This window comes from Microcystis ichthyoblabe FBCC-A1114, from assembly GCF_050500245.1.
GTDB lineage: Bacteria > Cyanobacteriota > Cyanobacteriia > Cyanobacteriales > Microcystaceae > Microcystis > Microcystis ichthyoblabe_A.
This window is the reverse complement of the sequence record NZ_CP191408.1, coordinates 257,246-274,664: the sequence shown is the minus strand read 5'-3', so window position 1 is coordinate 274,664 and position 17,419 is coordinate 257,246. Positions and strand designations below refer to the sequence as shown.

Annotated in this window: 23 protein-coding genes and 1 pseudogene; 11 read left to right on the top strand and 13 right to left on the bottom strand. The window is 42.5% G+C overall.

All coding sequences use genetic code 11. The features are described from left to right. Positions 1-150: 150 nt before the first annotated feature. The gene (locus ACQY1Y_RS01285) at positions 151-312 is read right to left on the bottom strand and encodes a hypothetical protein (RefSeq protein ID WP_162205107.1); all 162 of its coding nucleotides are present in this window, start codon (positions 310-312) and stop codon (positions 151-153) included. 8 nt (positions 313-320) lie between these two features. On the opposite strand from ACQY1Y_RS01285, the gene ACQY1Y_RS01280 reads away from it, so the two are divergent. Then, positions 321-623, top strand: a complete 303-nt coding sequence (locus tag ACQY1Y_RS01280; protein ID WP_016515170.1) for a hypothetical protein — start codon at positions 321-323, stop codon at positions 621-623. Continuing rightward, positions 611-838 (top strand): hypothetical protein, encoded by a 228-nt coding sequence (locus ACQY1Y_RS01275; RefSeq protein WP_002735928.1) that lies wholly within the window; start codon positions 611-613, stop codon positions 836-838. The genes ACQY1Y_RS01280 and ACQY1Y_RS01275 overlap by 13 nt, the downstream gene beginning before the upstream one ends. Before the next feature lie 263 nt (positions 839-1,101). On the opposite strand, the gene ACQY1Y_RS01270 is transcribed toward ACQY1Y_RS01275, so the two are convergent. Then, complete coding sequence (locus tag ACQY1Y_RS01270; protein WP_430013811.1) at positions 1,102-1,425, bottom strand: Txe/YoeB family addiction module toxin; 324 nt, start codon at positions 1,423-1,425, stop codon at positions 1,102-1,104. Then, positions 1,415-1,699 carry a type II toxin-antitoxin system Phd/YefM family antitoxin gene (locus ACQY1Y_RS01265; RefSeq protein ID WP_002771558.1) on the bottom strand — a complete coding sequence of 95 codons (285 nt, stop codon included), beginning with the start codon at positions 1,697-1,699 and terminating at the stop codon, positions 1,415-1,417. The genes ACQY1Y_RS01270 and ACQY1Y_RS01265 overlap by 11 nt, the downstream gene beginning before the upstream one ends. Before the next feature lie 252 nt (positions 1,700-1,951). On the opposite strand from ACQY1Y_RS01265, the gene ACQY1Y_RS01260 reads away from it, so the two are divergent. The 5 genes and pseudogenes from ACQY1Y_RS01260 to ACQY1Y_RS01240 all read left to right on the top strand — a co-directional run bounded on the left by ACQY1Y_RS01260 (position 1,952) and on the right by ACQY1Y_RS01240 (position 4,414). Next, complete coding sequence (locus tag ACQY1Y_RS01260; protein WP_430013810.1) at positions 1,952-2,251, top strand: hypothetical protein; 300 nt, start codon at positions 1,952-1,954, stop codon at positions 2,249-2,251. A 40-nt stretch (positions 2,252-2,291) separates the two neighbouring features. Continuing rightward, positions 2,292-3,335, top strand: a complete 1,044-nt coding sequence (locus tag ACQY1Y_RS01255; RefSeq protein ID WP_430013809.1) for an IS630 family transposase — start codon at positions 2,292-2,294, stop codon at positions 3,333-3,335. 350 nt (positions 3,336-3,685) lie between these two features. Further along, a pseudogene (locus tag ACQY1Y_RS01250) lies at positions 3,686-3,778 on the top strand (PEP-CTERM sorting domain-containing protein); the annotation flags it as partial. A gap of 157 nt (positions 3,779-3,935) precedes the next feature. After that, entirely contained in the window at positions 3,936-4,172 is a 237-nt protein-coding gene (locus ACQY1Y_RS01245) for a hypothetical protein (protein ID WP_002777819.1), read from the top strand. Positions 4,173-4,174: 2 nt separating this feature from the next. Continuing rightward, positions 4,175-4,414 (top strand): hypothetical protein, encoded by a 240-nt coding sequence (locus ACQY1Y_RS01240; protein ID WP_002751846.1) that lies wholly within the window; start codon positions 4,175-4,177, stop codon positions 4,412-4,414. Between the two features lie 77 nt (positions 4,415-4,491). On the opposite strand, the gene ACQY1Y_RS01235 is transcribed toward ACQY1Y_RS01240, so the two are convergent. From ACQY1Y_RS01235 to ACQY1Y_RS01210, 6 genes are all read right to left on the bottom strand, one after another. After that, positions 4,492-5,001, bottom strand: coding sequence for a DUF3368 domain-containing protein (locus ACQY1Y_RS01235; RefSeq protein WP_430013808.1), 510 nt, complete (start codon positions 4,999-5,001; stop codon positions 4,492-4,494). Next, positions 4,998-5,243, bottom strand: a complete 246-nt coding sequence (locus ACQY1Y_RS01230) for a UPF0175 family protein (RefSeq protein ID WP_002748168.1) — start codon at positions 5,241-5,243, stop codon at positions 4,998-5,000. Before ACQY1Y_RS01230 ends, ACQY1Y_RS01235 begins: the two co-directional genes overlap by 4 nt. A 317-nt stretch (positions 5,244-5,560) precedes the next feature. After that, positions 5,561-5,971: a putative toxin-antitoxin system toxin component, PIN family gene (locus tag ACQY1Y_RS01225; RefSeq protein WP_069474902.1), complete on the bottom strand. Its 411-nt coding sequence runs from the start codon at positions 5,969-5,971 to the stop codon at positions 5,561-5,563. After that, the gene (locus ACQY1Y_RS01220; protein ID WP_002737474.1) at positions 5,961-6,167 is read right to left on the bottom strand and encodes a hypothetical protein; all 207 of its coding nucleotides are present in this window, start codon (positions 6,165-6,167) and stop codon (positions 5,961-5,963) included. Before ACQY1Y_RS01220 ends, ACQY1Y_RS01225 begins: the two co-directional genes overlap by 11 nt. 293 nt (positions 6,168-6,460) lie before the next feature. Continuing rightward, positions 6,461-8,023: an iron uptake porin gene (locus ACQY1Y_RS01215; protein WP_002751858.1), complete on the bottom strand. Its 1,563-nt coding sequence runs from the start codon at positions 8,021-8,023 to the stop codon at positions 6,461-6,463. Positions 8,024-8,293: 270 nt separating this feature from the next. Continuing rightward, complete coding sequence (locus ACQY1Y_RS01210) at positions 8,294-8,857, bottom strand: thylakoid membrane photosystem I accumulation factor (RefSeq protein ID WP_002737509.1); 564 nt, start codon at positions 8,855-8,857, stop codon at positions 8,294-8,296. Between the two features lie 48 nt (positions 8,858-8,905). On the opposite strand from ACQY1Y_RS01210, the gene ACQY1Y_RS01205 reads away from it, so the two are divergent. Continuing rightward, positions 8,906-9,400: a J domain-containing protein gene (locus ACQY1Y_RS01205; RefSeq protein WP_002736811.1), complete on the top strand. Its 495-nt coding sequence runs from the start codon at positions 8,906-8,908 to the stop codon at positions 9,398-9,400. Positions 9,401-9,405: 5 nt separating this feature from the next. Further along, on the top strand, positions 9,406-9,678 hold the full coding sequence (locus ACQY1Y_RS01200; RefSeq protein ID WP_002737741.1) for a DUF3143 domain-containing protein: 273 nt from the start codon (positions 9,406-9,408) through the stop codon (positions 9,676-9,678). Positions 9,679-9,919: 241 nt separating this feature from the next. On the opposite strand, the gene arsS is transcribed toward ACQY1Y_RS01200, so the two are convergent. From arsS to ACQY1Y_RS01185, 3 genes are all read right to left on the bottom strand, one after another. Next, a complete protein-coding gene (arsS, locus tag ACQY1Y_RS01195; protein WP_002737945.1) occupies positions 9,920-10,897 on the bottom strand; it encodes an arsenosugar biosynthesis radical SAM (seleno)protein ArsS in 978 nt (325 codons plus the stop codon). A 117-nt stretch (positions 10,898-11,014) separates the two neighbouring features. Continuing rightward, positions 11,015-12,427 (bottom strand): LCP family protein, encoded by a 1,413-nt coding sequence (locus ACQY1Y_RS01190; RefSeq protein WP_002777809.1) that lies wholly within the window; start codon positions 12,425-12,427, stop codon positions 11,015-11,017. Positions 12,428-12,930: 503 nt separating this feature from the next. After that, the gene (locus ACQY1Y_RS01185) at positions 12,931-13,551 is read right to left on the bottom strand and encodes a GNAT family N-acetyltransferase (protein ID WP_016515820.1); all 621 of its coding nucleotides are present in this window, start codon (positions 13,549-13,551) and stop codon (positions 12,931-12,933) included. A gap of 307 nt (positions 13,552-13,858) precedes the next feature. On the opposite strand from ACQY1Y_RS01185, the gene ACQY1Y_RS01180 reads away from it, so the two are divergent. After that, positions 13,859-15,100 (top strand): AmpG family muropeptide MFS transporter, encoded by a 1,242-nt coding sequence (locus tag ACQY1Y_RS01180; protein WP_287231915.1) that lies wholly within the window; start codon positions 13,859-13,861, stop codon positions 15,098-15,100. Between the two features lie 29 nt (positions 15,101-15,129). Here the strand turns inward: ACQY1Y_RS01180 and ACQY1Y_RS01175 are convergent, their stop codons facing one another. Further along, entirely contained in the window at positions 15,130-16,554 is a 1,425-nt protein-coding gene (locus tag ACQY1Y_RS01175) for a PP2C family protein-serine/threonine phosphatase (RefSeq protein ID WP_069474895.1), read from the bottom strand. A gap of 206 nt (positions 16,555-16,760) precedes the next feature. On the opposite strand from ACQY1Y_RS01175, the gene ACQY1Y_RS01170 reads away from it, so the two are divergent. Next, positions 16,761-17,411, top strand: a complete 651-nt coding sequence (locus tag ACQY1Y_RS01170; RefSeq protein ID WP_002735609.1) for a nitroreductase family protein — start codon at positions 16,761-16,763, stop codon at positions 17,409-17,411. Positions 17,412-17,419: the final 8 nt, after the last annotated feature.

Genomic DNA, 17,419 nt, shown 5'->3' with positions numbered 1-17,419 from the left:
ACAATTTCAAGCTCTTGAACTCCCCAAAAACCCCAAAATCTCAAGGGAGGAGAATGTAAATATTTATTAAATTGTAACTTTTGATACAGTTACGGGGGATAGTGTGTGGTTTTATGGAGGGTCGGTTATTATTACCTTGATTGAATCTGCTCAAAATACTCCCTCAAATGATGATTCATCATGGGATAGTGAAGATTGGGAGCAATTTGACCAACTCATTGCCAATTGTCTTGTAGATTCAGGAATTGAAGATTGAGCATCGGCAACACGACCACTATATTTATCGAACACCGAAGCGAGAATCCTATCCATGATTGGCAATGAAATTTGAAGTTGTTACCCCTTTGGGATTTACAGTTAGAACTTCAGAAGGTTATTGGCAGAGGCTAATGGGCAAACATCCTGACCTTGAGGAGTTGGAGGAATTAGTGACCCTTACCCTAGCTTTACCGGATGAAATTCGACGCAGTAGCCACGATGCTGGGGTGCTGCTATTCTATCGCCAGCGACAGGAAAAACGTTGGGTTGTGGCAGTGGCTCGGCGTTTAAATGGAGATGGGTTCTTGATTACTGCCTACCAAACCGATGGGATTAAAGAAGGGGAAATGCTATGGCTCAAGTAAAAGTTTTCTATGAACCGGAAACGGAATTACTCACTGTCTTCTGGCAGCAACCCAGAAAGGAGCAGATTTGTACTGAACTGGGGGATGGGGTGATTCTGATTAAGGATTCCACCAGTGGCGAGCCGATTGGCTTGGAAATTCTCTCCTATCGCCCTGGGGACAATCGCTTTGATGCGGTGAGCGTCGAATTGGGGCAGTTGAGTCCCGTCCGTTGATATTGGTCGTGATTCTGGTTGTCCTCTAACTTCCGAAATCATCTGGGCGTTGAGGATGGGTTTCATGGTGGATAGCTCGTCAGGGAGAGAAATGTAAAGATTTATAAATTGTAGCTTTTGATACAGTTGTGGGGGTGTGTGCTGTGCTGTTATCCTCCTTCTGTCTTGGGTTGGGCTATCGCCTAACCCAAGCTGCGAGGGGGAACGTACTACGTTCTTTGTCCCCTTTCTCCTGTAACAGTTCTTAATGGGTTTGTCTGAGTTTAGCCTGATTGATAATGATAGCGAGCTTGTAAAAAATAAACCTTATTTCCTGTGACTTTATAAACTAAACGATGCTCTAAATCGATCCGTCGTGACCAAGTGTCGGCAGCAATATACTTAAGAGGTTCGGGTTTACCCAATCCTGTAAACGGATCGCCATCCAAAATATCTGCCAATAAGTCTAAAATTTTATCGCCTTTTTTCGGTTCGTTTCGATACCACCAAGCTAAATCTGCTTTGAAATCAGGACTAAAAACGGGCAAATAACCATGAATAGGATTGTTTTGAGGTTTATCTGGCTTATTTTCTCTTTTAGGACTCAATTCCTAACTCCCCTTTCAATTCAGCTAATGTTTGAGGAGTTGCATCTTCTGTCTGGGTCCATGCTAAAGAGCGAAATAAGCGTTGGGCATTTTCTGGAGATCGCAATAAATAAACACACTCTAATAAACTGGAAAGCTCATCTTCAGCAATTAAGGCCACATTTTTCTGATTGCGACGCTTAATGACGATAATTTGCGATTCGTCACACACCTGATCTAAGATACTGGCTAAATTCATTCTCGCCTGAGAGTAGGTGGTTTCTTTGCTTAACATGATTTTTAGGGAAGACTTGTACAACCTTATTGTACAATTCCAAGCTCTTGAACTCCCCAAAAACCCCAAAATCTGAAGGGAGAGGAATGCAAAGATTTATTAAATTGTAGCTTTTGATACAGTTGTGGGGGGGGAATGTGTATTGTTTTGCTATTCGCCTTTGCTGTTGGGTTAGGCTGTCGCTTGACCTGACTGCGAGAGAGTGTGATCGCACTTAACAATATATATATTTAGCAAAAAAGAGAGGTTAGAATGCTAAAAAACTTAGCCGCCGTTTCTACTCTAGTCATTCCTTTTTTATTTTTTCCGACTCAAGCTCAAGCGATCACTATTAATTTAGCAACAGGATTAGATGCTTCCAATACCTTAATCACAACAGGAGCACAATCTGACGCTCACTGGACTGTAGATAACCCTCAAGGCAGTTCAACTACTACTCCGGCTCAAACAGTCTATCCGGGCAATCCAAATTGGTTTGGTGGATGGTTGGCTAATGGGCCTATACTTTGCACGGTTATAACTTGCATTTTTTACTCAAAGACAATAATATAGTTCAAGAGTCATAATTAGAAGCAAAGCACTCATTAAAAACATGATTAACCTAGAATTCACGGAAGAAGAAAAGAACTCACTGTATTATGAAAGATTTCATCATCCTTATCCCCGGGTTCAACTGAAGATGGAAGTTCTCTGGTTAAAAAGCCAAAAGATACCGCACAAAAAAATTTGTCAGTTAGCAGGAATCTCGCCAAATACCTTATTAACCTATCTTCGAGATTATCAAGAGGGCGGAATAGAAAAATTAAAAGAAATCAACTTCTATCGCCCTAAAAGTGAATTAGAGTCTCAAAGAGAAACACTCAAAAAATATTTCGAGAAAAATCCACCAGCCACAATAAATGAAGCTGTATATAGAATAGAAGAATTGACAGGGATAAAACGAAGTCCTACCCAAGTGAGGAAATTCTTAAAATCCTTGGGAATGAAATGTTTAAAAATAGGTTCTCTTCCTTCTAAAGCTGACCCAGATGAACAAGAAGACTACAAAGAAAAAAAGCTAGAACCCAGACTAAATGAGGCTAAAGAAGGAAAAAGGGCTGTTTTTTTTGTTGATGCCGCTCACTTCGTCATGGGAGCATTTCTCGGTTTTGTTTGGTGTTTTGAGAGACTTTTTGTTAAGTCACCGAGCGGGCGTAAACGCTTCAATGTTTTAGGAGCATTAAATGCAATAACTCATGAAGTTATTCTAGTTACTAATGACACTTATATTACGGCAACTCAAGTCTGTGAACTTCTTGAAAAAATAGCTGCTTTAGGACTAATGATTCCCATCACTCTAGTCTTAGATAATGCCCGCTATCAGAAATGTAAAATTGTTGAAGAATTGGGTCTTTCTTTGTCAATAGAGCTACTCTATCTGCCGTCTTATTCGCCTAATCTAAATTTAATTGAAAGGCTGTGGAAATTTGTCAAAAAGAAATGTTTACATGGTAAATATTATGAAAACTTTTCTGACTTTTCTTCAGCCATTTATGAATGTCTGAATGATGCCCATCTGAAACATAAAAAAGAACTGGATTCCTTGCTGACTCTACGATTTCAGAAGTTTAATAAATCTCAGATTATGAACGTCTAAAGTATAATTCCACTTGGATTGCTAGAGATGCCAATACACCAGCTAATGGACTTGGAACTTATACTCGTGCCTTTGATCTGACTGGGGTCGATCTCTCGACAGTCTCTATTACAGGGAGTTGGGCGGTAGATGATACTGGTATTTTGGCTCTCAATGGGCAACAGATTGCCTCACTAAGTGCTGGCGCTTGGGGTAGTTTAACACCATTTTCTCTTGCCGCAGGTTCTTCCACGGCTGCACTTCTCAATCAAGGACAGAATCAACTAACCATTCGGATTATTGATCCAACAGATAACTTCCTAGAAGGAGTAAGATTGCAAGGAACTTTGACAGGAAGCAACGCACCAACCTCAGTCCCTGAACCCACCTCAACCCTCAGTCTCCTTGCCCTCGGCACTCTCGGCGCAGCTTCAACCCTGAAGCGCCAACTAAAACCCTCTTAATCCACTGAAAAAGAAACCACAAAAGTAAGCTAAATTGCCTCTAAAATACCATAAATACCCCTTCAATCAATCTTGAGGAGGGTTTGTTTTTTTATATCTCTTTTTTGGCAATAGATGCTATAATAGGGGGCCACTCTTTAAGATTGCTTGATCGATCGTGGACTTTGAGATTATCAGCGGTATCACGAATATCGAGATTATTGCCACAGGAACAGGAATTCGTAATCGGGAACGGTTGCAAAAACAGTATGGCAAAGGTAAATGGAGAAAATTAAAGGGCATAGCCCAAGTTCAGCTTGCCAATGGTATAGTAAGGTTAGCTGAAGTCCATTGGTATGAAGCTCATGGCATCGGCAAAAAAGAATTTAAGCTCAAGTTACCGTTTCTAGATTGACCATGAAAATAGAGTCATCTCCAACAAATAAGTTCGCAGTTTGTCTCAATAATGAAGGCTACGAAGCTTCACTAGAGGTGGGCAAAATATACCGCGTTATCCCTGATGAGACAGCAGAAATAAACAGTCTAATTCGGGTTATTGATGAAAGTGGTGAAGATTACGCTTTTTCTGTGAATCGGTTTCATGCTATTGAGTTACCAAAGCCAATAGAAGAGGCTTTATTATCAGTTGCCAACTAAAACCCTCTCAATCCACTGAAAAAGAAACCACAAAAGTAGGCTAAATTACCTCTAAAATACTATAAATACCCCTTCATTCAATCTTGAGGGGGTTTGTTTTTTCCTTCATCAACCATCTGTAAAACACTGCTGTATAAAGGCGCAGCAACCCAAAATCCTGCTTGATTGATCAAAGCGTCTAGTAGGGGTTTCACCTCAGAGATTAACCCTTGATTCTTCGCCTCAACCAAAATGCCCAGAATTCCTGTGTATCGAAGATTAAGTCTAGCAGCAATCCTACGACCACGACGCTCATCAATCAAAACTTGATCTGCTCCCAACTCAAGTGCCAAAGCAATAGCCTCAGCTTCTCCCTTATCTAGTTCATCAGCAAGAGCTTTAATCACTGTGTGGTTAGTTACCGTTCGAGTTTGAATCCAATCTAAGGTTTGGACTTCTATTGAACCTGCTACTGGAAAATCAGGCTCAGTTAATTCTCGATAAACTGCTTCAGGAATAAAAACTATTTCGTAAAGTTGTTGTAGCAGATGAAGTTGATTAATGGCGGCAAGATTGTTGATAGGGGATGTATCACTGACAACAATCACAATCTTCCCATCTCCCGCAAGTTCTTAATATCCTGTTCAAAATCTTCGACATCGTAGTGTACTGGAATTTGACGACTTGCAAGTAGGTGTTGAAAAGCAATACGATTCATTCCTGCAAATCGACTCGCTTGAGCAAGGGTGAGCTTCTCTTTTTGAAAGAGCATGACCGCAATTTCCTGCCTCATCTCAGCTTCAGTCATGCGTGTTGCACTGAGAATTTCATCGGAGATATCAATACTCATGGCTATAACCCTATCTATCCCTTCCTATTGGAATAATATCATAACCCCCTTCATTTAGTCGGTTGAGGGGGTTTATTTTTTGCGTCTCTTCCTCTTACACATTTTACACATTAAGAATCGGTTTTATGCTATTGAGTTACCAAAGCTAATAGAAGAGGCTTTATTATCAGTTGCCAACTAAAACCGTCCCAATCCACCGAAAAAGCAACCACAAAAGTCGGCTAAATTACCTCTAAAAATACCATAAATTCCTCTTCATTCAGTCAGTTGATGGGTTTATTTTTTTGAATTCCTCCCTCAAAAAATTCTCAAGGACACTAGAAAATCACTAAAAACTCTGCTGGAGTAATAATTGGAATCCCTTGATAAGTATTGAGAATTAAAAGAGCATTATCGCCTGTTATGATGTATTGTGCCATTCCAGATACAGCTAATTCTAGGAATTTATTATCATCTAAATCGGAACAAACTCTCGTTTCATGCGATATATCAACAAATAAGCTCCTATTTCTAAGAGACGACAAGAAATCTAACCTATCATCTTTTTCTAAATATTTGTCAAATTTCTTTTTACTTATTCTCGTTGCCAATTCTTGATAAGTTGCCTCGCTCTGGAGAATAGTAAATTGACTGACTGCTATATTGATTACTTTTTTGGGTGTTCCTAGGGGATTGAGTAAAGCACTAATAAAAACATTGGTATCTATAACAACTCGATTAGGATTCATCTACTAATAGTTCTGTTAGTTTATCTTCTGTCAAACCTTTAGCTTGAGCTTTTTTGCCGACTTTATCCATAATTGAGATAAGACTTTCTGAATTTTCCTCAATCGTCAGATTAACTTCTTGTTCAGGAGAAAAACCTAACTGAGCGATTAGTGCAGGAATCTCCGATACCTTAATATTTTTGAGAACTTGTTTCATGGCTTAACTAGGTGTATCTTCAATTTTCATTGTACCCTATTTAATCACATTTAACAGTGTTCCTCAAATCGTCCTCGACCTCTTCGCCACAACTTCAACCCTGAAGCGTAAACTAAAACCCTCTAAATCCACCGAAAAAGAAACCACAAAAGTAGGGTAAATTGTCTCTAAAAATACCATAAATGCCCCCTTAATTCAGTTAGTTGAGAGTGCGGAACGGCAGCCAGTTGTCGAGAAATGATGTTAAATCCCGTCATACTTTATCTTTATTTCTGACTGGCTGCCTAGACAAATCAGAAAGTAAAAGTTGTGCGGATAGTGCCGATAACTAAGGTGGAATTGTTGTTATTTGAGTTAGGGGAAGTAATCACGATTACCCCCGGAGTAAGGGCAATATTATCGGTGAGTTTCCACTCATAAAATCCTTCGATATGAAAGGAAGTATCGGGATCATTAGTGGCACTACCATCATTTAATCTAATACTAGAACTAGATACCCAGGGCTGCATACCAACAATAATACCAGCCGTATTTCCTTCCTTAAATAAATCAGGAAAAGCCAAAGTTACCGCCCAATTCCAGATATCTAAATCCCCGCGTTCTAGTTGTCCATCTAAGGTGCTAAGGGTGATAGCTTTTGTATAGCCACCCCAACCACCGAGGACAAAACCATCGACAATTCGCCAAGTAAATTGTAACCCCAAACTATTATTAATTGTCGGGACAGCCTCCCCGAATAGTTCTTCGGTGAAAAATCGGAAATTCGAGCGCTGGCTTCCCGTTCCCGTATCTAATTGGTTATAACCATGAAGGTAGGATAAAGCAATACCAAAATTCTCGTTAGGAACATAACCCAGCTGCCCTAGGGCAGTATAGGAACCGTTAAATAAACCCGCTCCTGGGTTAGGATCGTTAGCATCCCCAGCAAGATAACCGGCGCTGAATTGCAAAGCCCCATAATTACCCTGTAAACCGAGTCCAGTTTGTCCGGGAGCAAAATAAAGGGGATTGCGGGTACCAAAAGCGGAAAGCGCCCCACTAGCACCATCTCCATCCAAAAAGTTGAGGGTATTGGTAAAGTCATCTTTAGCACCTCCCGTCGCTTCTAACCAGAGGTAGATATTTTCCGTTACGGGGAAACTGTAGTTTAAAACTTCTAGCAATAAATCATTGCCGTCGGGTTGGGTAAAGGCTAAGGTACTGGCAAAAGTTCCGGTGGTATCGGCTAAATCGGCAATATTTCCCGTTGCTAGACGGGTATAGAGTAAATCTTTACCTGTGAAGCTAGTATTTAATTCTAAACGGGCCCGATAACCAAAAGCTGGCACTTGGGGAATCCCTTCACCACCGTTTTTTTCTCCTGTGGCTACCCCATATAATGCCATCACCACTTCCCCGGTTAATTTAGTAGTGGTGGAAAATTGATTATTTTCCAGAAAAGCGACTCGATTTTCTAAGTTATCAACCCTAGCACCCAATGCCGCTAATTCTGTCTCGAATTCCTTGACTAATCGCTTGATTTTGTCTAGATCTTCTTTTAATACCGCTACTCCTTCTTGAATCAATCTTTCTAGGGTATTTAAGCAGGCATTCAACCCGGCGGCAAATTCCCAACGAGTTAAAGCGCGTTCACCGCGAAAAGTGCGGTCAGGATAACCTACTATACAACCATACCTCTCCACGAGACTTCTTAAGGCCTCAAACGCCCAGGCGGTGGGAGAAACATCCCGCAATTGATTGACACTTGTTACCTGTGCCATGGGGTTACTAGAGAGGTTTTCGAGACTATTAGCCAGTACCGGACTAGAAAAACCCAGTAATATCGCTGCTGTTAGGAAATTTTGCTTGATTTTCATTGCTGTCTCCTACACCTATAAGAATGATTATTGTTCTCAGTATAATTAGGTTAGCAAACTTTTTCTAGTCTGGCACTGTTGCAAATGTTTTTCAAATGTTACTCTAGATAAAATCTGAATTGCCTAGCATTTATTGATTAAAATAAATCTTAAATGATAATAAAAGCAATAAGTAAATAATTTTATTGTTGCTAAAAACAAGATAGAGACGCTGCTGACAGCATCTCTAAATGATTATTTTTGGTTCAATTGAGGATAAAAAAGAGGTAACTAGCGCAATTCAGCGTTAAACTCGTTAAAAGAGCGTCTTTTTAACTCTACCGATTCTGATCGAGGCAGAAGCTCAAAAACCTTTCTTAAGACATCATCCACATCTTCATATTTAACATTGCCCAAACCATCATAAACCACTTTACCCTGTTGGTCTAAAACCACCGTTTGGGGAACCCCACCGCGATAATAGTAACCCGGTTCATCGGGACGATAGGAAGACTTTAAGGGGATAGAATCGACAGTAACGGGGATAATACTGGCGGCGCGACCGTAAAACTCTTGAAAACGGGAGACAATCGCCGCAAATCGCTTACAATCACTACTATCATCCAGATAATAGACAATAATAGCCGGAATTTTCCGTTGAAAAGTTTCCGCTAAATTTAAACGCGGTGGTACGAGGGAACCATTACCCGCATAGACCACAAAAATATTACCATCGAGGCGATCGTCATCGATCCCCGCGTAGGCGCTAGGGGTTAGCCAAGGAGACCAACTCGTCAGAGCAACAATGAGAAAGACAAGACAGATCTGAAGACGCAGCCGATAACGAGATTTCATGATCAACAGGGTTAAAATATTAAGACAATTTTTAGTGTAAAAAATCTTGTGACCTTCGAGCGCGATAATTCCCAAACCACCTCGCGAGTCATTGCCGCTAACTCGCGCTTTGCCAATACTTATTATGCCATTCTAGGACTACATCCGAGTGCCTCGGTGATCGAAGTGCGACGAGCCTATCGGGAACTGAGCAAACGATACCACCCCGATACTACCGAACTCAGCCCCGAAGTGGCAACGGCTAAATTCCAGCGTCTTAACGAAGCTTATGCCACCCTGAGTAATCCCGATCGCCGTTCCCTGTATGATTTACAGATAGGTTACTCGCGCTGGAATGTCATCCAAACCATCCCCGATGGCGATCAACCCATAGCTAATCGTAGCGCCTATCTCGATCCGACCGATCGCCCCCTATCTTCGGGAGAGATTTTTGCTTTGTTTATCTTGGCACTCACCCTGCTCGGCTGCTTGTTACTGGCGGTGATTATTGCTATGCTTCGAGGAGAGAATGCTGTCACTGTAGCCCAATTATTTTTGATTTAGATGCGATGAAGATTCCCACTGCTGATACTCCCCTCTATAATCATCCCTTACCGGCGATCGAAGCATGGCTAGTTAAGTTAGGTTGTCGGAAAAATACCGAGAATGTCCACTGTTGGACTGTGGAAAAACTGACATGGAAAGCGGAAATCTGCCTCGATATCGAAGAAATCACCGTTCGTTACTTTCGGGCAGCCAATGACGGCAGTGACATCAATCGCGCTTTTAAATACTCCCTTAGTCGTCAAGATATCGAATCGGCGGTTTTTTCTGGTCCCTAATCAATAGTCCAACTTTTGACTAAAAAGTGCCAGCGATTGGAGCGATCGGGGGGAGAATTCAGGGACTTTTTCCCTGAAAATTGGCTAATTGACCACCTGAAAATCGGTAAAACCCCACACCCCACACCCTACACCCCACACCCTACCCCGTTAAGACAGCACCGGAGTGGGCAGCAGGGAGAGCTATTCCGAGCATTTGTACTAAATTTCCCGAGACAGGCTGTCAATCCAGTACACTTGTTCAGCTTGCAATCAAAGCTCCTCCACAACTGGAACCGCTGCCGGCAGTGCAACCGTAGCAATAGGAAGCGGTTTGTACCTCTGCAATTACATCTAAACTATCCGCTTGTAATAAATCCGGCAGGGTTAATTTTTTGCCTTGACTGGTGCAAGCAGCCAGAGCCTCCATCTGATTAAAATCGCAGTCATAGATATTACCTAAATAATCAATGGAAAGCTGATGACGACACATCAAATGCTCGACAGTATCGGCATTAAAATGGTCTTCGAGGAATTGAAGATAGGGTTGATAGAGTTGCCGGTGTTCCAGATGGAAACGGGTTCTTCCGACGGGTAAGTTAGTGATAGTAAACAGATTATTAAAAGAAATATTAAAATGTTCTTGCAAGAACTTTTTGTAATCCCGTGTTAGGGATACCTGATCTGGTGTGAGAGAAAAATTCTCTGACTTAGGAATCTGGGGATTATAGACTAAATCCACAATCAAATTCGGCTCTTGAGCGTAACCAAGACGGTTCAACCATTGTAAAGCATTGATCGATCGATCATAGACTCCCAGACCGCGCATTTTATCCACATTATCGGCAAGATAACAGGGTAAAGAAGCCACCACCCGCAGCTGATGGGCAGCGCAATATTCAGGAATATCAGTAAATCCTTTCTCAAAATAAATAGTTAAATTCGAGCGCACAATTACCTCTTTTCCCGCTTTTCTAGAGGTTTCCACAATTGGTTTAAAACCGTAGAGCATTTCGGGAGCGCCGCCGGTCAGATCGACGGTTTTAATTTGGGGAAATCTTGCGATCAGTTCGATAATTTGTTCGCATACTTCTGGAGTCATTTCTTCGGAGCGAACTGGACTAGCTTCCACATGACAATGGCTACAAGCAAGGTTACATCTTTTCCCTAAATTAATTTGCAGAACCGAGATTTTTTGCTTAGTTAAAGGAGTTTTTAGTTTCTCAAAAAAAGGAATCATGGGAGAGTAATCACTAATCAGTAATTAGTAAACAGAATCACTAATCAATGATAACTGATAATGGATGAGTTTTTTGTCAATGGGCAACTACTAACTCAGATAAACTTGATTTTTCTCTTAGTTGCCAGGGGATAGCTCAGAAAGATTAGCTGATTTTTCTTGCCAATCTTGACCAATTTTAATTGTCACATCAGAAGCGAGATTCCCTGTACTTTCCACCAAAACTTCCCCGACACCAAGGCTATTATGCAGGGCAGCAGCGAGGGAATTATCCCCTTTTTGAGCAATAATTTTGGTAGTTTCTAGAATTGGCGATGAAGACTTAGAGACAAAAACATTTTCATAACCCAATGAGCGCAGATATCTGACTAGAGTTTGCACCGCTTCTGGATTATCGGTGCTATCTTCCACAGCGATGCGAGTCGGTTGCGTAGTTTCTTCAGTGTCAGCCATAAAAAAGCCGTGGTTGAAATGTTGAGCCACTAGCTCTTGAATTTTACTTTGATTGGGCAACCAATAACTGATCCCTTGCCGACCATCACCATTAAAGTCTCCTGGTAGGAGTAGCATTTGCACATCAGCTCGCTCAGTTTTGGAGGCAAAACCGGCTAGGGCGAGTAACTCCTCTAAACTGAGATTAGTATCGATACTATTGCGGATAACCTCGATAATATCAGGAATTTTCAATAAAGTTGCTGGTTTTAGGGTTTGTTCCACTAAAGACCGCATTAATTGCTGTTGTCGTTGGATACGACCGATATCGCCTTTAGCATCGTAACGAAAACGGGCAAACTGGAGGAATTTCTCGCCGTTGAGGTGTTGTTCCCCTTTTTTCAGGTCAATGTAGAGGTGTTGACTAAAATCTTGGTACTTCATGTCTTTGGGAACATATACCGTCACTCCCCCCAAAGCATCAATTAATTTTTCCACACCCTGCACATTAATGCGAACATAGCGATCGATAGCGACTCCCTCTAAAAGATGACTAACCGTTTCCGCCGTTAAAGCAGGTCCACCGAGGGCGTTAGCTTCATTGATTTTTTTCTCCCCGTAACCCTCGATATCGGTGCGGGTATCCCGGGGGATGGAAAGCATGGTTAACTTCTGTCTTTGGGGGTCAAAACGCAGTAACAGCATGGTATCGGTTAAACCCTCCAAGGAATTAACCGGGGCATGATAACCCAAATCTGGGGTTTCTGCCTCCTTGACATCGGATGTCAACACTTTTGCGCCGACTACCAGAATATTAACGGGGCGGTTGAGGGCGGGAAGTTGCAGATTTTCATAGGATATGGCCTGCTGATTGTTAAAAGCGGCGGCTTCTTGAGGACTAAGAGCAGCTTGTCGCAAAGGTGTGGAGGAGAGAGACACAGCCAACATAGCACCGGCCGTAGCGGAAACTAGGGCGCAGCCAGTTAAGCCTAGGGCTGTCAGGAACCATTTACTGGACAATCGCCGCTTTTTAACAGTTTTAGCTGCTAATTTGCCTGATTTTCTACTTTTAGCCCTTGATTTTGTCTTGTTAACCACAAATTGCCTCACACAATCACTAAATATCTCCCTAAAACCATATTTTAAAGGGATGAACTATTTTTTTTCTCAGATACCCGGAAAAGATTATTAAACTAATTGGGTTTTCTAGAGAGTTAGCAGATAATATAGCAGAATTTTTCCTTATCGTTGTTCTGCATGGCAATTTTGTCGAAATATCTAGGGTTTGCTGGTGGGGAAGTGGGGTGTGGGATGTAGGGTGTAGGGTGTGGGGTGTGGGGTGTGGGGTGTGGGGTGTGGGGTGTGGGGTGTGGGGTGTGGGGTGTGGGGTGTGGGGAAATGGGGAGAATAAATAAAAATAATCTCCTGTCTCCTGATTACTGTCTCCTGATTACTGTCTCCTGAATCCTGACTCCTGATTACTGTCTCCTGACTCCTGAATCCTGACTCCTGACTCCTGTCTCCTGATTACTGACTCCTGATTACTGTCTCCTGAATCCTGACTCCTGATTACTGTCTCCTGACTCCTGAATCCTATCTCCTCAATGGCTGATTTTTTTGTGCAGAAATAACTTTTGTGGTCGATTAAATAACCAATTGCTCAACCAACCGTCGGTTTTTTGCAGACGATAACCGCTACTTAAGTAGAGTGACTGGGCTGCTAGATTATTATCGAGAACATGGAGGGAAAGTTCCTCAAAACCCCATTCTCTAGCGATCTGTTCACACTTGAGCAGCAATCTCCGGGCCAGACCGGCACGCCGGTGATCGGGACTAACGGCTAAATTAGAGATATAAGGAATGGGAACAGCTAAAAAAGCACTGGATTTTAAGGCGATTTCCGCCGTAGCGACAATAATTTCCTCAGGACCCGTGGCAGTGACGCTGGTTTGACTGACTACCAGACAGTGGTAGTAAGGGGTATCGGCGCGCAATCGTCCCCGTAAGTCCTCGTAAATGCCTAATTTAAAGACGGGACGCAGAAAAGACCAATAATTGGCCGTGGGGAAAAAACTATCGGTGAGAATCTCCGCCAAACTTTTGAGATCTTGGCCTTGGGCCAAACGCACCTCGACGGTAATGGCGGCAGTGTCACCGATCGCTTCCGAGTCGGAGGGATGAGACAATAGGTATGAGATAAAACAGGAGTCCACTTTAATCACAGGAGTCGGGAGGGAAGATGGGGGTGGCGGTCCTTATCCGGGAAGGGTAAATAGGGATGGGAGCTAGTTGGGGGAATCAAGCATCTATCTTAGGGAGAAGACCGCAATTTTTCAAGACTACTGAATCAAAATCTCATCTATTCTACTGCCTATAGCCTCGGCTGGGGGAAAGACCGCTATTTTTCGGGAATTTTTTTTGATCGCCGGGCCATGGTTAAGATGGAATGATGCCGGTCAGAACTAATTTCTTTCTTTTTGGGTCAATTAACTATATTCTTTAATCTAATCTATCCTCCTACCCCCCTCTATGATCAAGGAAATTTCCGCTTATTTGCAAGTGTTCCGCAGTCAAAAAATGGCGGCTTTGTTATTCTTAGGTTTTGCTTCTGGATTACCCTTATTGCTCACCAGTCGCACCCTGCAAGCTTGGATGACCACCGAAGGAGTTGATCTGAAATCGATCGGTTTATTTAGTTTAGTCGCTCTCCCCTACTCTCTTAAATTTCTTTGGTCTCCCTTACTCGATCGCTATCTTCCCCCGCTGCTTGGTCGTCGTCGCGGTTGGATTTTAATCGCTCAAATTTGTCTAACTTTAGCGATTGGTTTCATGGCTTTTCAACAACCAAAACAATCTTTGGAATTATTGGCAATTAATGCTTTACTGATTGCTTTTTTTAGTGCCACTCAAGATATTGCCTACGATGCCTATCGCACAGATATTTTAGAAAAATGGGAGATGGGTGCTGGGGTGGCGATCGGGGTTTTAGGTTATCGTTTGGCTTTAATTTTAACTGGTTCGATCGCTTTAATTTTAGCCGATCACTTTCCCTGGCCCCTTGTCTATCTTTTCCTAGCTGGATTGATGGCTTTAACGATTATTTGGTCTTTTTTCGCCCCAGCTACTCCCCCTAGAGATGATACTCCCCAAACTCTTTTAGAGGCGGTTTGGTTGCCTTTCCAAGAGTTTTTTCAACGCTATCAATTAGGTCAAGGAATCGGCATTCTCGCCTTTATTGTTCTCTATCGTTTAGGGGATGCTTTAGTTAATAATATGGTGACTCCTTTTCTTTTAAAAACTGGTTTCAGTCAAACCGCTATCGGGGCGATCCAAGGCGGTATGGGCATGATAGCAACTATGGTGGGAGTTTTATTAGGTGGTTCCCTGTTAAGTCGTTGGGGAATTAATCGATCGCTCTGGATTTTTGGCGGCTTGCAAGCTATTAGTAATTTAGCCTATTTTATTTTAGCAAATTTAGGGCAAAATTATCCTTTTATGGTCTTAGCTATTAATATTGAAAACTTCTGCAGCGGTCTAGGTACTGCCGCTTTTGTGGCTTTTTTAATGAGTCTTTGTAATGCTCGTTTTACTGCTACTCAGTACGCCCTCTTATCGAGTTTAATGGCTTTTAGTCGCGATATTTTAGTCGCTCCCGCCGGAGTTTTAGCAGCGGCGATCGGTTGGCAGTGGTTCTTTTTAATCACAGTAATTGCCGCTTTACCCGGGTTAGCTTTATTGCCTTTATTTGCTCCATGGCAAGAGCCGAATTAGGCTAATTTACTTAGCTAGAAACCGATGATTTATTCCTCCGATTTCACTCGCATAACTACTAAAGTCATATCGTCACTACTGTCATTTCCTAACCCAGTAAAAGCGTCCACTTTTCCAAATAAATATTTTAGAATCTGTTCAGGATCGTTGTACTGTTGACAGGCTTCTTTAACTGCCGATAGCCAATTTTTCTGATCAAATCTTTCCCCTTTCGAGTTGACTGCATCGGTAAAGCCATCGGTATAATAGATCAGCGTATCTCCCGCTTCTAATTGCACTTGGGCATCATCATAGATAGAATCGGCCTCTAAACCAACTAATGTCCCTTCCGTGTCAAGAGACTCTAACTCTGCCGTTTTAGCCCGCCACCAGAGGGTGGGATAATGGGCAGCATTACTGTAGCCAAGACGCTGCGTCAGGGGATCATACTCGGAATAAAATAATGTCACGAAACGATGAGAATTATCGAGATCGGCATACATAACCCGATTGAGATGACGCAAAATCTGGGCCGGGGAGTGACGATTTAACACTTCCGCTCGCAACATTCCCCGGGTCATGGTCATCAATAATCCTGCTGGGACACCTTTTCCCATGACATCACCGATGACTATACTCCAAGGAGCGGTACTAGCTTCCCTTTCCGCCTCCGTTGCTGGTTTAAATTGATCGTAGTTGCAGGGGATAAAATCATAATAGTCGCCACCAACGCGATTAGCCGTTTTGCAGTGGGCTGCCAATTCTACCCCCTGAATTTTCGGACATTGCCGGGGTAAAAGACGATTTTGGATTTCGGAAGCGATTTCTAACTCTCGATCCTGACGTTCCTTGGCCCGTAATTCGATCGTTAATTCATTATTAGCTATAGCTACCGCCGTTTGATCGGCCACTAGCTGCAACAGTTTACGACGGGTGGGTGTCCAACCATAATCGGGATCGCGACTGAAAACGTATAAACGTCCCCGCTCACTATTTTTTACCAAAACTGGTGTACTATAAATCTGCGTACCCTGTCCGAGAGTTTGCCGGATTTGATGGTCGAGACTATCGAGAAGCGATCGACTATTTTTATTCTCAAGTGGCGTTTCTTGGTTTAATTGTCGGATAATTGCCTCTAATTGTCGGCGTAGTTCCCCATTAATTTGATTATCTTGGCAATACAGTTGATCAAGCGCCACTTGACCGTTATTTTTACTCAAAATCAACGCCCCTCCCTCCGCGTCTGCCACTCGTGCGGCCATCAAGGGGGTAAGATCGAGGAATTGGTTTAAATTATTGAAACTCCGCAGGGCAAAACCGAGGGAACTTAAGAGATTTTGAACTTTGTTTTGTTCACGATATAAACTGGCGACCAACTCTTTTAAGGCTAAAATTGGCTTAATATCGGCACTTTGATCGCCCATATTGACGGTGGCAGTGGTGAGAGTGTCCCTCGGTTCCGGCTCAGAAAGCATAAAATGATTTTTGTGGCGGTGACATGATTATAGCTAGATGGTCATTGGGTTATGACCTGTTTAAGTTTAACAGTATAGTCGATCTTTTCCTGACTGCCACAATTTAACCCTGATGTTTTACTATTTCTGTTTTTTCACACCTAAGACTGAGGCTGATAGCTTGACCTTATAATAATTAGAAGTATTTAACTTGATCCATTGACTTTATGACCTTGCCTCTCGATGTTCCCACGGCGATTAATCAACGTCGTTCTATTAAAAATTTTACCACCGATCCGATCGCCCCAGAACTGCTGAAAACCCTAGTAGAATTAACCGTTGCCGCACCTAGTAGTTTCAACATCCAAGATTGGCGAATTATTTTAGTACAAGATGAGGCACAAAAGGCCGCTTTAGCCGAGGCCGCTTGGGGACAAAAGCAAATTATCCAAGCACCAGTTACTTTTGTTTTCGCTGCCGATGCTGCCGCAGGAGGAGGAGAGCTAACTCCTATCTATGAACAGGCTCTCAGTACAGGTGCCTGGAGCGAAGGCACGGTAAAATATTTTAAACAGGCAATCCCGGGATTTCAAAAGGATTTGGGCGAAAAAACCCGGGAATACGCGATTAAAGATGCCATGATCGCCGCTACTCATCTGGTTTTAGCTGCCGAAAGTCTCGGTTTATCTAGTTGTTTTCTCAACGGTTGGATCGAGGACAAGGTAAAAGCTGTGATCGGTGCTGCCGATCATCCCGATCTGGCGATCGCTGTTGTCGTTCCCATCGGTTACGCGGCGGAACCTCGGCTTAATCCGGGGCGTTTACCTTTAGATTACAATGTTTTTGTGGATCGCTTGGGTAATCCCTATCAAATCTAAACTCTATT

Bases quoted from the DNA above. Each gene is read 5' to 3' on its own strand.
- ACQY1Y_RS01285 (WP_162205107.1), bottom strand. From the start codon at position 312: ATGGATAGGATTCTCGCTTCGGTGTTCGATAAATATAGTGGTCGTGTT.
- ACQY1Y_RS01280 (WP_016515170.1), top strand. From the start codon at position 321: ATGAAATTTGAAGTTGTTACCCCTTTGGGATTTACAGTTAGAACTTCA.
- ACQY1Y_RS01275 (WP_002735928.1), top strand. From the start codon at position 611: ATGGCTCAAGTAAAAGTTTTCTATGAACCGGAAACGGAATTACTCACT.
- ACQY1Y_RS01265 (WP_002771558.1), bottom strand. From the start codon at position 1,699: ATGTTAAGCAAAGAAACCACCTACTCTCAGGCGAGAATGAATTTAGCC.
- ACQY1Y_RS01260 (WP_430013810.1), top strand. From the start codon at position 1,952: ATGCTAAAAAACTTAGCCGCCGTTTCTACTCTAGTCATTCCTTTTTTA.
- ACQY1Y_RS01255 (WP_430013809.1), top strand. From the start codon at position 2,292: ATGATTAACCTAGAATTCACGGAAGAAGAAAAGAACTCACTGTATTAT.
- ACQY1Y_RS01240 (WP_002751846.1), top strand. From the start codon at position 4,175: ATGAAAATAGAGTCATCTCCAACAAATAAGTTCGCAGTTTGTCTCAAT.
- ACQY1Y_RS01230 (WP_002748168.1), bottom strand. From the start codon at position 5,243: ATGAGTATTGATATCTCCGATGAAATTCTCAGTGCAACACGCATGACT.
- ACQY1Y_RS01225 (WP_069474902.1), bottom strand. From the start codon at position 5,971: ATGAATCCTAATCGAGTTGTTATAGATACCAATGTTTTTATTAGTGCT.
- ACQY1Y_RS01220 (WP_002737474.1), bottom strand. From the start codon at position 6,167: ATGAAACAAGTTCTCAAAAATATTAAGGTATCGGAGATTCCTGCACTA.
- ACQY1Y_RS01215 (WP_002751858.1), bottom strand. From the start codon at position 8,023: ATGAAAATCAAGCAAAATTTCCTAACAGCAGCGATATTACTGGGTTTT.
- ACQY1Y_RS01210 (WP_002737509.1), bottom strand. From the start codon at position 8,857: ATGAAATCTCGTTATCGGCTGCGTCTTCAGATCTGTCTTGTCTTTCTC.
- ACQY1Y_RS01200 (WP_002737741.1), top strand. From the start codon at position 9,406: ATGAAGATTCCCACTGCTGATACTCCCCTCTATAATCATCCCTTACCG.
- arsS (WP_002737945.1), bottom strand. From the start codon at position 10,897: ATGATTCCTTTTTTTGAGAAACTAAAAACTCCTTTAACTAAGCAAAAA.
- ACQY1Y_RS01180 (WP_287231915.1), top strand. From the start codon at position 13,859: ATGATCAAGGAAATTTCCGCTTATTTGCAAGTGTTCCGCAGTCAAAAA.
- ACQY1Y_RS01175 (WP_069474895.1), bottom strand. From the start codon at position 16,554: ATGCTTTCTGAGCCGGAACCGAGGGACACTCTCACCACTGCCACCGTC.
- ACQY1Y_RS01170 (WP_002735609.1), top strand. From the start codon at position 16,761: ATGACCTTGCCTCTCGATGTTCCCACGGCGATTAATCAACGTCGTTCT.